15 protein-coding genes are annotated in these 15337 nt (G+C 30.5%); 2 read left to right on the top strand and 13 right to left on the bottom strand.

Annotation, left to right across the window (positions count from 1 at the left end; translation table 11 throughout):
- Positions 1–7: 7 nt before the first annotated feature.
- Genes HZY82_RS00480 through HZY82_RS00490 form a run of 3 tightly spaced genes read right to left on the bottom strand, consistent with a single transcriptional unit; the run spans position 8 to position 3512 of the window.
- Complete coding sequence (locus HZY82_RS00480; RefSeq protein WP_135156568.1) at positions 8–427, bottom strand: GtrA family protein; 420 nt, start codon at positions 425–427, stop codon at positions 8–10.
- A 7-nt stretch (positions 428–434) separates the two neighbouring features.
- Complete coding sequence (locus HZY82_RS00485) at positions 435–1997, bottom strand: peptide chain release factor 3 (RefSeq protein ID WP_179938358.1); 1563 nt, start codon at positions 1995–1997, stop codon at positions 435–437.
- An 18-nt stretch (positions 1998–2015) separates the two neighbouring features.
- Positions 2016–3512, bottom strand: a complete 1497-nt coding sequence (locus HZY82_RS00490; protein WP_135156564.1) for a UDP-N-acetylmuramoyl-L-alanyl-D-glutamate--2,6-diaminopimelate ligase — start codon at positions 3510–3512, stop codon at positions 2016–2018.
- A 143-nt stretch (positions 3513–3655) separates the two neighbouring features.
- Between HZY82_RS00490 and HZY82_RS00495 the strand changes: the two genes are divergently transcribed.
- Positions 3656–4816 carry a class I SAM-dependent methyltransferase gene (locus HZY82_RS00495; RefSeq protein WP_135156562.1) on the top strand — a complete coding sequence of 387 codons (1161 nt, stop codon included), beginning with the start codon at positions 3656–3658 and terminating at the stop codon, positions 4814–4816.
- A gap of 154 nt (positions 4817–4970) precedes the next feature.
- On the opposite strand, the gene HZY82_RS00500 is transcribed toward HZY82_RS00495, so the two are convergent.
- From HZY82_RS00500 to HZY82_RS00520, 5 genes are all read right to left on the bottom strand, one after another.
- Positions 4971–5483, bottom strand: coding sequence for an NADPH-dependent FMN reductase (locus HZY82_RS00500; protein ID WP_135156560.1), 513 nt, complete (start codon positions 5481–5483; stop codon positions 4971–4973).
- Positions 5484–5744: 261 nt separating this feature from the next.
- Complete coding sequence (locus tag HZY82_RS00505) at positions 5745–7046, bottom strand: NCS2 family permease (protein WP_135156554.1); 1302 nt, start codon at positions 7044–7046, stop codon at positions 5745–5747.
- A 163-nt stretch (positions 7047–7209) separates the two neighbouring features.
- Complete coding sequence (locus HZY82_RS00510; RefSeq protein WP_135156552.1) at positions 7210–8145, bottom strand: carbohydrate kinase family protein; 936 nt, start codon at positions 8143–8145, stop codon at positions 7210–7212.
- A gap of 2 nt (positions 8146–8147) precedes the next feature.
- A complete protein-coding gene (locus tag HZY82_RS00515; protein ID WP_228098193.1) occupies positions 8148–9452 on the bottom strand; it encodes a glycoside hydrolase family 32 protein in 1305 nt (434 codons plus the stop codon).
- A complete protein-coding gene (locus HZY82_RS00520) occupies positions 9442–10863 on the bottom strand; it encodes a sucrose-specific PTS transporter subunit IIBC (RefSeq protein ID WP_135156548.1) in 1422 nt (473 codons plus the stop codon). The genes HZY82_RS00515 and HZY82_RS00520 overlap by 11 nt, the downstream gene beginning before the upstream one ends.
- A 202-nt stretch (positions 10864–11065) precedes the next feature.
- Between HZY82_RS00520 and HZY82_RS00525 the strand changes: the two genes are divergently transcribed.
- Entirely contained in the window at positions 11066–11377 is a 312-nt protein-coding gene (locus HZY82_RS00525; protein WP_135156546.1) for a DNA topoisomerase IV, read from the top strand.
- 35 nt (positions 11378–11412) lie between these two features.
- Here the strand turns inward: HZY82_RS00525 and HZY82_RS00530 are convergent, their stop codons facing one another.
- The 5 genes from HZY82_RS00530 to HZY82_RS00550 form a co-directional block, all read right to left on the bottom strand.
- Positions 11413–11988, bottom strand: coding sequence for a rhomboid family intramembrane serine protease (locus tag HZY82_RS00530; RefSeq protein WP_135156544.1), 576 nt, complete (start codon positions 11986–11988; stop codon positions 11413–11415).
- Positions 11989–12291: 303 nt separating this feature from the next.
- A complete protein-coding gene (locus tag HZY82_RS00535) occupies positions 12292–13152 on the bottom strand; it encodes a hypothetical protein (RefSeq protein WP_179938360.1) in 861 nt (286 codons plus the stop codon).
- Positions 13153–13270: 118 nt separating this feature from the next.
- Positions 13271–13438, bottom strand: coding sequence for a hypothetical protein (locus HZY82_RS00540; RefSeq protein ID WP_167753241.1), 168 nt, complete (start codon positions 13436–13438; stop codon positions 13271–13273).
- 268 nt (positions 13439–13706) lie between these two features.
- Positions 13707–13886 carry a hypothetical protein gene (locus tag HZY82_RS00545; RefSeq protein WP_179938362.1) on the bottom strand — a complete coding sequence of 60 codons (180 nt, stop codon included), beginning with the start codon at positions 13884–13886 and terminating at the stop codon, positions 13707–13709.
- Between the two features lie 173 nt (positions 13887–14059).
- Positions 14060–15217: an N-acetylmuramoyl-L-alanine amidase gene (locus tag HZY82_RS00550; protein WP_179938364.1), complete on the bottom strand. Its 1158-nt coding sequence runs from the start codon at positions 15215–15217 to the stop codon at positions 14060–14062.
- Positions 15218–15337: the final 120 nt, after the last annotated feature.

Here is a 15337-nt window from a genome sequence, read left to right on the forward strand (position 1 = left end):
CTCCTATTTATTTGAATACCAAAAATTTACTAATTAAATAATTAGCTACTATTACTATAAATTGTGTTATTAATTTACTTGTAAAATCAGCTATCCCTATCCATACTAAAACTTCAACTCCAAGAATCTCTACAGCCATAGTAAAAAGTCTTGATGTAAAAAATTTTGATAATTCTTTAAAAACTTTTCTAAAACCACGAACTGTAGAATTAAAAACATATCTAGCATTGACAAAATATGCAAATAGTATTGATACGCTTATAGATATAAAATTGGCTGGTAGTCTTTCAACACCTATCTTGCTTAGTAAGTAGTAAGATACTAGATTAACTAATGTTGTACATACTCCAAAAAATAGATAGTTAATTATTGATTTATTTCTTGGTTTATTATAAAAATTTAAAAGTTTTGACATCAAATTTTCCATAATACACCTACAATAGACTATATAACTTAATTTCTGGATACTTATCAGAGAACCAAGACATAGCAAAATCATTCTCGAATAGAAATACATATTTACCATATATATCCTTAACAAGTATACTTCTTGATGAAGACATTGATTCTTTGATTTCTTCTTCATTTTCTATCCAACGAGTAGTTTTTTGCCCTACACGTTCCATGACAACCTCTGTATTATATTCATTTTTCATACGATGTTCAAAGACCTCAAATTGTAACTGTCCAACGGCCCCAAGAATAATTTGGTTAGTATGCAATGTTTTATAATACTGAATAGCTCCTTCTTGAACTAACTGCTCAACACCCTTATGAAAATGTTTTTGTTTAAGTACATTTTTAGGAGAAACTTTTACAAAAATTTCCGGTGTAAAGGACGGTAACTTTTCAAACTCTACTTTCTTCGATTGATATAATGTGTCTCCTATCTGGTAATTACCTGAATCATAAAGACCTATAATATCACCCGGATAAGCAACATCTATAGTGGCTTTATCATCTGCCATAAAGTTAGTTGAGCGTGAAATCTTCATCTTTTTACCAGTTCTTGATAAATTCACATCCATTCCTCTATTAAATACTCCTGAACATATACGTAAGAAAGCAATTCTATCACGGTGTTTTGGATCCATATTAGCTTGAATTTTAAAAATAAATCCAGAGAAATCTTGGTCAAATGGATCTACCTTACCTCCATCTGATGTATTTCTATCTTTTGGTGTTGGTGCTGTATCTACATAGTAGTTAAGAAATGACTCAACTCCAAATGAAGATAGGGCTGATCCAAAGAAGACTGGTGTTTGATCCCCACGAATTTGTTTATCATAATTGTAGTCTACACCCGCTTCTGTAATTAAAATCATATCTTCGACACATTTTTGATACATAGAATCATTTGTTAACGGATTATCTCCAATAATCTTGTAGTTCTCATCTAATTTTATAAAATCTTCTTCATCTTTAAATGGTTCAATATAATGATTCTTTCTATCCATAATCCCGAAAAAATTTTGTCCCATACCAACAGGTAAGTTCATTGGATATGTTTCAATATCTAATTTTTCCTCAATCTCTTCTAATAATTCTAAAGGATCTTTTATTTCCCTATCTAGTTTATTAATAAATGTAAAAATGGGTATCCCACGCATTTTACAAACTTTAAATAATTTTAAAGTTTGTGCCTCTATCCCCTTAGCACCATCGATAACCATTACTGCGGAATCAACTGCCATAAGTGTACGGTATGTATCTTCAGAGAAATCTTCATGACCTGGTGTATCTAAAATATTGATAATTTTATTATCATAATCAAACTGCATTACTGAAGAAGTTACCGATATACCACGTTGTTTTTCTATATCCATCCAGTCAGATTTAGCAAATTTACCTGTCTTCTTACCTTTTACTGTTCCTGCCTCACGAATAGCTCCTCCAAATAATAGAAGTTTCTCTGTTAATGTAGTTTTCCCTGCATCGGGGTGAGATATAATCGCAAAAGTTCTTCTTTTTTCTACTTGTTCTTTTATATTTGTCATAATTAACCCTTCAACTTATTATTTCTTAAATTTTTTCTCAAGTTCCTCTAATGCAATAAGTGGATCTGAGTGCCACACTTTTTTACCACCTGCTAAAATTTCATAATCTTCACGTCCCTTAGATGCTAGAATTATTACATCACCTTCCTCAGCAAGCTGACAAATTCTCCTTACTGCATCTCCCCTAAACCATACTTTTTCATAATTCTTGTGAGTCATACCTTCTTCAATTGCTCCCATAAGAACTTCCACATCCTCATCTCTAGGGCTATCTGTGGTAATAATTACATAGTCTGCTTGCGAAATTATCTTACCTATAAGTGGTCCTTTAGAAATATCTCTTCCACCACCCATACCTGTAAGCAGCAAGGTTCTTCTTCCTTTTCTCATACTAGTAGTTGCTTCCAATAATTTCTCGTATCCATCTGGTGTATGAGCAAAATCAGAAACTATATCTACAGGTAAATCTTTCCCTAGTATCTCCATACGTCCAAATAAGGGCGATAACTTTCCTAAGATATTCACTATCTTATCCAACTCTTCACCTTTTAACCATACAGGTATCATAGCAGCCATAACATTAGCAACCATAAAATCACCAATAAAAGGTATTACTACAGAATAATTTTTATAAGGCGTTTTCAAATCAAACGATGTCGATAAGACTCCATCTTTTTCTACAGTTTTAATATTATAAGCATAAAAATCCGCACTTGCATCTTTTATAGAATAAGAAATTTCCTCGTGGTATAAGTTTTTGGAGATAAGTGGATAATAATCATCATCTTTATTAATTACCCCATACTTAGATTCCATTAAGTTATTACCTAAAGTTGCAAATAATAAAGATTTATCAAAAGCATAGGTTTCCATATTCCCATGAAAATCTAAGTGTTCGTGAGTCAGGTTGGAAAATACAGCAACATCTATATCAACATTGTAAATTCTTCCTAGCACCATAGCATGTGAAGAAGCTTCGAAAGTAAGATTATCTATCCTCTCACGTTTAACTTCTCCTATCATGTTATGCAGTGTTACAACATCGGGTGTTGTGTTTCCAAAATAAACTGGTGCATCGTCATTCTTACAAAAACCATTTGTTCCTAGGTAAGATGATGTCTTTCCTAAAAGTCTCCATATATTGTGTAATAAACTTGTGATACTAGTTTTACCATTTGTTCCGGTTACTGCCACTGTATATAACTTAGAACCATTATCATTTATTTCTTTAGCTAGCTTTGATGCAATTTTATTAACTTCTTTTTCCTTGACCACAATTACACATGTATTGGGATAAGAATAGTCCGCATCCTTACTAGCAATTATTAAAATAGCCCCTTGCTCAACTGCTTTATTAATAAAGTTATGTCCATCTACCCTATAACCTACAGTTGCTACAAATACTGAATCTTTTTTAATTTTTCTTGAATCTGCACTTATAGAGCTTACTTCATTTGGAATTTCTCCATAAATTTTTTTTATCTTAATGTCCTTAATAATTTTTTTTACGTTCATAAAATAATCAACCTTTATAAAATTTGCCACCCTATATTATACCACGATACTAGTTTATTAACAATCATATTAAAAGTAACTTAATCTTTTATTTTTCTCTTTAATGTCTTATAATAAAAACAGAATGATTTAAGGAGAACAATATGAATATCCAAGAATTTATAGAAGAATTAATCTCAACTATCCAAAATTCAGAACTTATTAAAGCTACTTTTTCTAATATTAGAAATAAAGAATTAGAACTAGAGAAATCATTTGCCAATCTAATTTTAATCAAAGGCTCAACTTCCTTACAAATAGAATATCGTTATAAACGTATTATTAAACATAAAAATATCCTCATAACTGATAAACTTGAGTTAGAAAAAACTTTAACTGAACTCTTCAATTTAGCTAAAGACATCAATATCCAAACTAAAAAACAAAATATTAATATTAAGATTTCTAAAAAATTCAAATTAGCAATTAATAGAAAAAATGCTGACAATAAACTTACGATAACAGGTCAAAATAAGAAGAAGAGCTACCTTCTAGATGAAAATAAACCTCACGCTTTCCTAATCGAATTAGGAATTCAAAGCAAGGATGGTAAGATAAAGAAAGAACGTTATTCCAAATTTAGACAAATAAACAAATACCTCGAATTTATTGATCATGCTGTAAAAAAATTAGATCCTAAAAAAACTATCAAAATTTTAGATTTTGCTTCTGGAAAATCTTATTTGACATTTGCTGCCTATCACTATCTTGCCCTAGAAAAAAACATTAAAGTTAACATTATTGGAATTGATCTAAAAAAAGAAGTAATTGACTCTTGTAATGAAATAGCAAAAAATCTAAACTATTCTGGCTTAGAGTTTATTTACGGAGATGTGGCTGATTTCTCTACTACTGATGAAATAGATATGCTTATAAGTTTGCATGCTTGCGATACAGCTAGTGATATCGCTATACTTAAAGCTTTAAAATGGAAAGTAAAAGTTTTCCTAGCTGTGCCTTGTTGTCAAAAAGAAATTAACAAACAACTGAAAGAAAAGCATATTCCTTTTATGCTTAAACACGGGATAATAAAAGAAAAATATGCTAGCTTACTTACTGACTCTATTAGGGCTGATGTATTAAATAGCTATGGTTACAAGACTGATATTATAGAATTTATCTCAGAGGATAATACACCTAAAAATATGCTAATCCGAGCCTATAAAGAAAGTGATTTTATTGATAAAGCTAAATTATTAGAAAAAAAATCATATCTAGCAAATATTGGTATAGAGATGATGTTACTAAAACAAGTGACTAAATAATTAGGATATATTGATATTTTCAACTATTGATAATTAACATCTAAAAATAGTTATTTCTAATTCTTTTTATATTGTCCAATGATATTTTTTAAAATTAACATTAATGCTTTAATATAAAAAAGATTTGTGATTTTCATCACAAATCTTTTTTATATTAAAGTGCTGCTAATAATTCATCAGCTAAAACTAATTTCCCATTTCCCCATGCTTCTGGGTTTACTTTAGCTGCTGTAAATTCACCAACAACTTTTGTTCTAACGAATGTTAGTAAATCTATATAAGCTGGGAAAACTTTCTCTTGCCAGCTGCTAGCAACTGATGATACAGTAACTACTTTATCTTGAAGTGCAGATGGTCCACCCGGGTTTGTTAAATCTAAAACACGTGATGCCCAATCTAACAAGTTTTTTACTGGTCCAGGAATTGCAGAATTATAAACTGGACTAAAAATCCAGATTGCATCCGCTTTTTGAATTTCTTCTCTAACTTTAGCTACTGATGCTAGAACTGGTGTTTCTAAATCTTGGTTAAATACAGGTACATCTTTATAATCTAAGTAAGTTACAACAGCTTTCCCTTCTAATAATCCCTCTACTTCTTTAGCCATTTGATAATTAAAAGAACCTTCTCTTAATGATCCTACTAAAAATAAAATATTTTTTGACATTGCTTTTTCTCCTTAAGTTATAAAATTTTTCAAGTTAATTTAGCACTAACTAGTAATATAATTATAAAGCTATATTATTTTTATGTAAATGCATTTGCTCAAAAATATTAGCTAAATATAATATAATTTAGAAATTTTAAACAATTTCAAAACAAAAATAGTAAGCTAGCTGAAGCTAACTTACTATTTTTGTTTTGTATGTAATCACATTTCCCATATAAAAAATCCTAAGATGAAGGATTATAATCTTATTTTCTTATCTTATTTATACATTACTATCAATTGTATCAAGAATAATAATGAGAATATATACATTAGTGGATGTATATCTTTTGCTTTTCCTTTAATTACTTTTAAAATAACATAGAAAATAAATCCAAATGCAATACCATCATTAATTGATCCAGTTAATGGAATTCCCAAAATAGTAATAAATGCTGGAAATGATTCTGTTATATCATCCCATTCAATTTTAGAAACATTTTCCATCATAAATGAACCAATGATAATTAATGCAGGCGATGTAATCGCTGGTACCGATGATAGAGCTGCCGCTAGAGGAGCAAGGAATAGTGATAAAAATACTAAAACCGCTGTTGTTAAAGCTGTTAAACCTGTACGTCCACCATTAGCAACTCCTGATGAAGATTCAATATAAGGGCTTGTTGGTGATGTACCTAATAAAGCACCCACTGTTGTTGCAATCGAATCAGCTAAAAATACAAATCTTGCTTTTGGAATCTTATTATTTTTTACCAATCCTGCCTGACTAGTTACAGCCATCATAGTTCCTGTAGTGTCAAATAAAGTTACCATTAAGAAAGCAAACACAACACCGTATAGCCCTACTTCAAATATATTAGATATTTCAGTTATAGGATTATATAATAAGGAAAAGTCCATATTGGGCATCTCAAATATCTCACCTATTTTTAAAATACCCATAAAGTATGAAATGACTGCTGTTATAAACATTCCAATAAAGATTGCTCCTTTAACCTCCAAGACTATAAGAGCTAGAATTAATACTACACCTAGTATTGTTAGATAAACAGATGGTTCACCTAATTTCCCTAATGAAAGAATTGTAGCTGGATTAGCGACTATAATCCCTGAATTTTTAAAACCTATAAAAGTAATAAATAATCCTATAGCAACTGAAATTCCATGTCTTAAGTTGTTTGGAATTGCATTGATTAGCTCTTCTCTTAAATTAGTTAAAGATAAAAAGATAAATACAAGTCCTGCTACTAAACATGTGGCTAATATTGTTTTATAATCAACACCCCACAAACCTACCATACTTGCAAAATATGAATTAATCCCCATTGCTGGTGCTACAACAATTGGATAATTCGCTCCAAACGCAACGATCAGTGTTGCCAAGACTATAGATATAATTGTAGCTGTAAAGACTCTATCAAAGGGTATTCCAGCACTAGATAAAACAGCTGGATTGACGACAAGAATATATGCCATAGCGAAAAATGTGATCGCTCCAGATGACAATTCCGTCCTAACATTAGTCTTGTTTTCCTGTAATTTAAAAAAACGATTTAACATATATGTTTCTCCTGTAAATTTTAAATATTCAATTAAAAATCGAACTATATTAGTTTACTCTTTTTCTTATATAAAATCAAGTCCATTTTTATATAAATTCATAATTACTATAAATCATAAACTTATAAAAAGAACTTAGTTATTTACTAAGTTCTTTTTATAATTATTTCATATAGTGAGCTAGCTCTTCTCTTGTTACGTAAGAAGAAATGGCACCTGTTCTTGTTGTCGTAAAGCTAGCATAATTTGTAGAAAATGTTGCCAATTCTTCTAGTTCTTCTATTGATACATTATCTATATCTGCAACTTTCAATAATTGAGATAAAAATGAACCCGCAAAGGCATCACCTGCTCCCGTAGTATCAATAACTTCTACCTTAGGTACTTTTTTCAGAACTACATTAGACTTGTTGTAAACTTCTGCTCCATCTCCTCCTTTTGTATACAATACAAATTTGATATGGGATAAATCATTATTCAAGGCCTCTTTAATATCAGTAGTTCCTGTTAGAAATTCCAATTCATTATCAGCAACTTTAATTACATCAACATAAGGTAAAAATTCTTTAATTGTTTTCAGATATTCTTCCTTAGAATCCCATAAATTAAATCGTAAATTAACATCAAATGAGATTAAAATTCCTTTTTCTTTAGCTTTTTTCATTAAAAGCATATGGCTTTCTTTTGACTCTTCTTGAATTGCAATTGATGCAAAATGAATTGCCTTTATTTCTGACAAGTCAACACTCTCGATATCTTGTTTAGAAATCGATAAAGCTGAAGAACCTTTGAAATAAAAAGAAAATGATCTATCTCCCGATTCATCCAAAGCGACAAAAGCTAGTGGTGTAAACGACCTTCTTGAAACATATTTTGTATCTACATTTTCCTTTTCTAAAATATTTTCTAAAAAATCACCAAAGCCATCTTGACCTAGTGAAGTTAGTAAGTATGATTTATGACCTAATTTTGAAGCGACACAGGCCACATTAGCTACACAGCCCCCTGCTTCTTTTTTAAATGCCGATACCTTATCAATTGAAGCTTTTTCAGTTCCAATAAAGTCTATAAGCATTTCCCCGATTGATAAAATTGCCATAACTATTCTCCCTTTACATTAATTGAATTAATTTTTCTAGCAAGATATGCATTTGATATAACTTTGTAATTGTGATTTTCTGGGTAAAATCTTGTAGTAAATGTCCAAGATCCACCATTAGCAAAAATTTCCATAGATGATGCGTCAAAAATTATCTCTACGTCTTTTATATCTAGATCAAACTTTCTATTATCACGACCATATCCATTTTCATTCACTTCAATTACCAATTTTCCCTCTTTATAAGAAATACTTGTTCTATCTACCAAGATAGAAAATTCTTGTCCATTATCTTGTTTGAAGTACCATGCCTTTCCATCAAAAGTATTTTCCTTAATTTCTTCAGCATATAATTTTTCAACTGATGAGTGTATCTTTTGAATAAGTTGTCCATTTTTAAATTTTAATATTCTTGGTACTGTTAGACAATTTTGATATCCAAATTTTGTTGTAGGGTTTGTATAGGCAGAATCAGGTACATATGCCCAAGCATACATAACCCTATCTCCATTTTCATCAATGAAAGTTTGTGATGCATAAAAATCATGACCAAAATCTAAAATTTTAAAATTTTTGATTTTTTCAACATTTTCAATACCCTCACTAACGATAGAATATCCCATTTGATATACATTTTTATTATCTGGATACATGTTTGCTATACCTTGAGGTGAAAATAAAAATATCTCCTCACCATCTAAGTTAAAATAATCAGGGCATTCCCACATATAACCTAAATTTTTGTCAGAGTAAATTGTTTTAAAGTACTGTCTATTTTTATAAACCAGTAGACAGCCATAGTCTTTAGAATCTCTTGCTCCTAATATTAAATAACTATCTCCATTTTTTTCAAATATTTTTGGATCCCTTACATGGTTTGACATATTTGGATATTCTTCTGTTTTTAAGATAACTTCTTTTTCAGAAAACTTAATCCCATCTTTAGTAGTGAATAAAATGGTATTATGACCACGTCCTTCATGGACGTAGTCATAATCACCTTTGTATTTAACATTTCCAGTGTAATAAAATGCTAATCTATCTCCCTCTATATTAGCACTTCCTGAATAAGCACCGTGCGAATCAAATTCTGTATCGGGCTTCAGAAATACACCTTTATCTGTATAGTTAATCAAATCCTTACTTGTTAGGTAATACCAATATTTTAGTCCTCCATCTACTTCATATGAATATTGATAGAAAATATGGTACTTACCAGAAAAGTAAGCCAAACCATTGGGATCATTAAGCCAGCCTTTGACTGGTTCTAAGTGTAAACTTTGCTTCCAGTGGTTATTATTTTGCATCAACTAACTCCTTTTTCGTTTTAAAGAAGTAAGCTGTTACTGCAAATGCTGTACCGAATGACAGTAATAGCCCTATAGCAAATATTCCCCAGTGATGTGGTGGGATTGATAGGAATCCTGGAAGACCAGCAGCTCCTAATGCTGAAGCCAATACCTTGTTAAATCCTAACCAAGCTGACCCTACTGCGGATCCTATAATAGCTCCGTAGAATGGATATCTTAATCTTAAGTTAACCCCGAACATGGCTGGTTCTGTAATACCTAAAGCTGCAGAAACACCAGAAGCTGAAGCTAAGGATTTAATTTTTGCATCTTTAATAAAGAACATAACAGCGAATACTGCCCCTGCTTGAGCTATATTGTTCATAGAAGCAATTGGGAAGATGAATGTTCCTCCAGTATCAGCAATTTGAGATAATAATGTAGTCTCTATTGCTGAGAATGAATGGTGCATACCTGTAATAACAATTGGTGCGTAGAATAATCCGAAGATACCTGCTCCTACAAATCCTAAAGTGTTGTATAACCAAGATAATCCATCAGCTAATAAATTACCAGCATCACGTAAAAGTGGTCCAGTTACTGCAAATGTTAAAAATCCTGTAGTCAATAACGAAATAAGTGGTGTTGTTAAATTATCTAAATAGATAGGTGTTACACGGCGTAAAAATTTCTCAATTGTAGCTAATACAAAACTCATTACTATAATTGGTAATACTGTTCCTTGATAACCAATTTGTTCTATTGATAAACCTAAGATATTCCAAGAAACAATCTCTCCAGCCGCGCGCGCCTTAACTTCTAAATAAGCATTAGTTAAATCTGGATGGACAAGAATCATACCTAAAGCTGCTCCAAGGTATGGATTTCCTCCAAAACGCTTAGTAGCCGAGAATCCTATTAATACCGGTAAAAATACAAAAGGTGCATTGGCTAATAAGTTAATCATAGCCGCTAAGTCTGCAATATTTGGATATAGTTCAATCAAAGATTTTGTAGAATCAAAAATCCCTGCCGATGTAAGAACATTGTTAATCCCCATTAAAAGACCACCAGCAACAATTGCTGGAATAATTGGAACAAAGATATCACTTAACATTTTAACAAAACGTTGTGCTGCGTTTCCTTGAACCTTTCTTTCTTTTGGCTCAGGGCTTTCTCCTCCACCAAATTCATCATTATATGCTCCGTAAACCTGGTTTACTAGACCTGATCCAAAGATAATCTGAAGTTGACCATTAGTGAAAAACACACCCTTAGCTCCTTCAACATTTTCTAAGGCTGATTGGTTATATTTAGATTCATCGTTTAATTCAATTCTTAAACGAGTCGCACAGTGAGTCACGTTGTGAATATTTTCTTTACCACCTGCGTGCTCAACGATGTCTTTAATTATTTTTTTTAAGTCCATCGTAATTCTCCTTTATATAAAATTTTAAAATAAATACGTAAAACTCAATTTTTCAATTGTGGTAACGTTACTTTTTTAGTATATACTTTTTTATAAACTTTGTCAATATAAAATGGTAACGTTTATCATTTTTATATTTTTCTTGCTTGTTTCTTATATTTGTTATATAATTTTTTCAAATATTATTATAAGGAGATTGTTTATGTACTATAAAAACTTATCTAATTTGGAGTCCCCTCACCTCATCTATTCAGATGACGATGAATATTCCCAGGACTTTGATACAGAAATTGACTATGAAGATGAAATTCTATCTGATTATGCAGATGAATCATTTAATAGTAATGAACTAATTAATGATAGGTATCAAGATGATTTTAATGATTATTCAGATAGTATAGGTCTTACCATGGAATATTCTTATGATGAGGATGACTTTGAATATGATGAAGTTGGTATATCTAATGATCAAATGATGTTAGAAGATGCTTCTGACGAAGATAGAAAAAACTAGAGGCATAATTATGCCTCTAGTTTTTTCTACTAATATTATTTTACACTATTCTTCTCTGTGATAAATAAACCTAAAATTATTCCGGCTATGAAACCTCCAATGTGGCCAGCAACACTTATCCCCGGAACTACAAAAGTATATATAAGATTAATAATTATAATCCCAAAAGAAGACTTACCAAAATAAGTGATATAAGGACTTATCTTGAATATAGCATGAGTTGCTAATAAGCCCAAGACTCCAAAAAGTGCTGATGAAGCTCCTGCTGTAATAGTATTTGGGTCATAAAATACAACAGCTAAATTACCTGCAACACCCGATAAAAGATACAGCATAGTAAATTTAAAACTCCCAATTAAAGTTTCCAATACACGGCCAACAGTTATTAATAAAAGCATATTCGATAATAAATGGTCTAAACCTATATGTACAAATAAAGGTGTGATTAATCTCCACCATTCAACAATAGTGAATTCTGCCCCATAGATTGCTCCATTCAAATATAGTATTTTTGAATTAGTTGTTGTACCATAAACAAACATCATATACATGAACCAAATAATTGATCCACAAGCAAATACAATAGTTGCAAAAGGAAAATTTTTACCCATAATAACCTCTTATATAGTCAGTAATGTTTGTTATTATATCATGGGTTATTAGTCAAAACAACAATAAACAACCTTAAAACCTATAAAATAAACACTTTACAAAAATACAAAACAATAAACAACGCTTATTAAACTTAAAAAACGTAACTAAAAACGTAACTAAAATCGTAACTAAAAAATAAAATATCTTGCTCGGATTCTTAATTAAAAAAATAAAAAAACTTTATAAAAATACTTGACTTTATACAAGAATCTTGTATAAAGATAAGAAATAAAAGAGGGTGTAAATACCCTCTTTTAATATTATTTCAATAACTTCATACCAGAAATATTATTCTGGATAATAGACTGCTTGCTCCAACCAAGCAAAGTATTATTATCTAATTCACTATCTATTTCCTTATCCCATAAACCAATATTAGATAAAATAGTAGTTACTTGAATACCAATAGCTTCTCTAATATCCTTATCTCTAATTTGAGAATAAGACATACAAAGCAATCTTGCTTGTTCTAAAGCAATCTTCATTTGTTCAGTAGGAAGTTTAAACTTTTCTTCCATAACTGTGTAATATTTCAAGAATAAATCACAAGATTTATTTAATATATTAGCAACTTCAATAGCAGTTTTATGCGTGATAACACGTAATGAATTACATTTCATTTTATGGTTAGCATTATTCTTCTTGAATAACTGTAACTCAGCACCACAAAGTATATCATTATTTCCTAATTTAACAAGAATTCGATTGATCTTTATTTTAGAAACATTCATTAAATTAGAAAACATTTCAACAGTCATTACTACTTGATTATTCCAGTACAAGCGTGTAAAAGTTGGTTGTGGGATAGGTGATAGTTGTTTTTCTAAATCTTCTATATACTTAATAACAGCACGTCTAACATATTTACTTTCCCTTACAAGTACTTGCTTTGCTTGTGATAAACTTAAAATAAACATAGGGTATTTACGACCACGACTATTTGTATATTTTGACTCCGAAATTTTTCGGAGTGAGATTTCTTCTTCAAATTCATTTCTGATTACATTAAGTAAATCATCATGTCTAAGTTTTGATTTATTTTCTATTTCACTTCTAAAAAAATTGATTTGTTCTAATAATTCTAAACTTGTAATATTATCTTTAATCTGTAGTTGTTGCATTTTTATCTCCTAAATTTTATTTATTTGATAAAAATTACATTCCTATGTTATACTTTATTTAGGAATATAATTCCTATCAGTGTAGAAGATTGAAACTTTCTCAGGGTTCCACAATCTTCTATTTTTTTATTTCTTCGTCTATTTTTTTATTTAACCATTCCGCTTTAGTTAGATTTTTCTTTTTCAATATTTCTTCAAATATTGTAATCTTTTCCTTTTCAACCGAAACATTAAATTGTTTAAATTGTTCTCGACGTTTTTTGAAATAATCAGCTCTACTTCTCATTATTTTCACCTCTCTGTCTATTGTTGCGAGCTACATTTATTATATGTTACTTGCAACAATATGTCAAGTATATTTTTAATTTTTTTAGAATTTTTTAGAAATCATTTCTGCTACTTCTCTACTATCTAAAGTTAAATTACTTACTATTAAATTCATATTCATTCTCCTAAGTTAAATCGATTAACCAGTAAGAATATGGTATAATGTATTTACCAAATCTTAATGGTTTGTGATATTGATTAGAGATACACCGTCGAAAAGTAAATCTCTAATCTTTTTTTTGTTTGATTAAAAGTTCAATTCCTTTAAAAACCATTTCAGATTTTGTCATATTCAATTTTTTAGAACACTCATCGATATATTTAAATTCATTGTCTGTAAGTTTCACAGACAATCTTTTTGATTTAGGATTTTCACTTTTAGGTCTCCCAATTTTTGGACTACTCATTTCTCTCACTCCTTTCGGTGTTGCCCATAATCAAATTATATTATGGGGTTCACAAAAAGTCAAGAGTTTTTTTTAAAATAACAAAAAAAAAAGAGCGTAAATTAATACGCTCTTTTATGTATGGTGACAAAATTAATTGCCAATTTTGGGTTTTAGATTATGTATATATTATACTACTTTTTCTTCTGTCTGTCAACTTCTGCTTGAACTTCAGGAGCATTGTAACCAGCTTTAGTTAATCTATCTACTCTTTCTTTCCCGTTCCCCCAGCGTCCAAGTCGCACTTCTCTAGCCACTTCTTTTAGAGGTTTTAATTCAGTTTTAATCTCACCTCTTAAAGCAAGGACAAAATCATTAGCTATCTTGTCTAAATTATTTAAAATCTTGTTTCTATCTGTTGCGTTGTCAATGAAACCAAGTTCAACTAAACGATAGCTCGCATAACCAACAGTTGCTGCCACGTTTAAATTTAATAAGTTATTTCTGAATGAAAAACCTCCATTTGCTGCGTGACCTTTGAAAGTTCCAACGTATTTATTAACTACAGCTTGCACTGCTTTATCTGTATTGTCTGGTCTGAAACTTGAATGTATAATAGTATGACCTCCAGTTGCAGTACCACGACCGCTAGAATCTAAGTGAAATTCGACAATCTCGTCATATTTTTCTGCTAGCGCATATCTAGCTAACCCATTATCTGCAAAGCAATTGCGATTATAGTCATAATGATCTAGCGTTGGGTCTATAATACACATTTTTTTAACTAATTCTCTTGTAATTTTTTCTTCTGTATGTCCTCCGCTCACAGCTCCAGGATCTCCAGCACCGTGTCCGGCAATTAATAATATTTTTTTACTCATTTTTTTATCTCCTTTTTTAAAATCTTCATACGGCGGATAAAACCAACCAAGAACACCATCAAAAGTTCTTTCATGATATCTAGCCGGTCCTCCGACTTGCAATTGATCGTTTATTCCATCATTATTTTTATCAGAATATCCATCAATATTTTGTTCAACTGTTTTAATAGTAAAACCATTACTGTCCTCATAAACAAATCCAGTATGTCCATATGGCATTGCCTCTTGTGATACAAAGATTGCTCCGGCTTTTGGATTTACACCGACAGCGTCATATTCAACTACCCAGCCACGTTTTTTAGCTGAATTTAATAAATCAATAGCGTTCCCCTCTAATCTCGTATTAAAAAATTTTTGAGGAACAGCATTAGATAAATCAACGCATTGTTTTCCCCAATATCCGTCAACGTCAATTCCCCCGTTTTTTACTATTGAATGAATGTAATTTATTGCTTCTTGTACTTTTACCATTTATTTATCTCCTTTTTGTATAAATAAAAAAAGAACAACTCAAACGAATTGTTCTTTTTCGGATTCAATATAAAATATTTTTTGGTTGGGCGGCGTATCCAACATCTCAGGTACCCTTTC

The sequence above is a fragment of the Gemella sp. GL1 genome (assembly GCF_013415365.1).
Lineage (GTDB): Bacteria > Bacillota > Bacilli > Staphylococcales > Gemellaceae > Gemelliphila.

Bases quoted from the DNA above. Each gene is read 5' to 3' on its own strand.
- HZY82_RS00480 (WP_135156568.1), bottom strand. From the start codon at position 427: ATGGAAAATTTGATGTCAAAACTTTTAAATTTTTATAATAAACCAAGA.
- HZY82_RS00485 (WP_179938358.1), bottom strand. From the start codon at position 1,997: ATGACAAATATAAAAGAACAAGTAGAAAAAAGAAGAACTTTTGCGATT.
- HZY82_RS00490 (WP_135156564.1), bottom strand. From the start codon at position 3,512: ATGAACGTAAAAAAAATTATTAAGGACATTAAGATAAAAAAAATTTAT.
- HZY82_RS00495 (WP_135156562.1), top strand. From the start codon at position 3,656: ATGAATATCCAAGAATTTATAGAAGAATTAATCTCAACTATCCAAAAT.
- HZY82_RS00500 (WP_135156560.1), bottom strand. From the start codon at position 5,483: ATGTCAAAAAATATTTTATTTTTAGTAGGATCATTAAGAGAAGGTTCT.
- HZY82_RS00505 (WP_135156554.1), bottom strand. From the start codon at position 7,046: ATGTTAAATCGTTTTTTTAAATTACAGGAAAACAAGACTAATGTTAGG.
- HZY82_RS00510 (WP_135156552.1), bottom strand. From the start codon at position 8,145: ATGGCAATTTTATCAATCGGGGAAATGCTTATAGACTTTATTGGAACT.
- HZY82_RS00515 (WP_228098193.1), bottom strand. From the start codon at position 9,452: ATGCAAAATAATAACCACTGGAAGCAAAGTTTACACTTAGAACCAGTC.
- HZY82_RS00520 (WP_135156548.1), bottom strand. From the start codon at position 10,863: ATGGACTTAAAAAAAATAATTAAAGACATCGTTGAGCACGCAGGTGGT.
- HZY82_RS00525 (WP_135156546.1), top strand. From the start codon at position 11,066: ATGTACTATAAAAACTTATCTAATTTGGAGTCCCCTCACCTCATCTAT.
- HZY82_RS00530 (WP_135156544.1), bottom strand. From the start codon at position 11,988: ATGGGTAAAAATTTTCCTTTTGCAACTATTGTATTTGCTTGTGGATCA.
- HZY82_RS00535 (WP_179938360.1), bottom strand. From the start codon at position 13,152: ATGCAACAACTACAGATTAAAGATAATATTACAAGTTTAGAATTATTA.
- HZY82_RS00540 (WP_167753241.1), bottom strand. From the start codon at position 13,438: ATGAGAAGTAGAGCTGATTATTTCAAAAAACGTCGAGAACAATTTAAA.
- HZY82_RS00545 (WP_179938362.1), bottom strand. From the start codon at position 13,886: ATGAGTAGTCCAAAAATTGGGAGACCTAAAAGTGAAAATCCTAAATCA.
- HZY82_RS00550 (WP_179938364.1), bottom strand. From the start codon at position 15,217: ATGGTAAAAGTACAAGAAGCAATAAATTACATTCATTCAATAGTAAAA.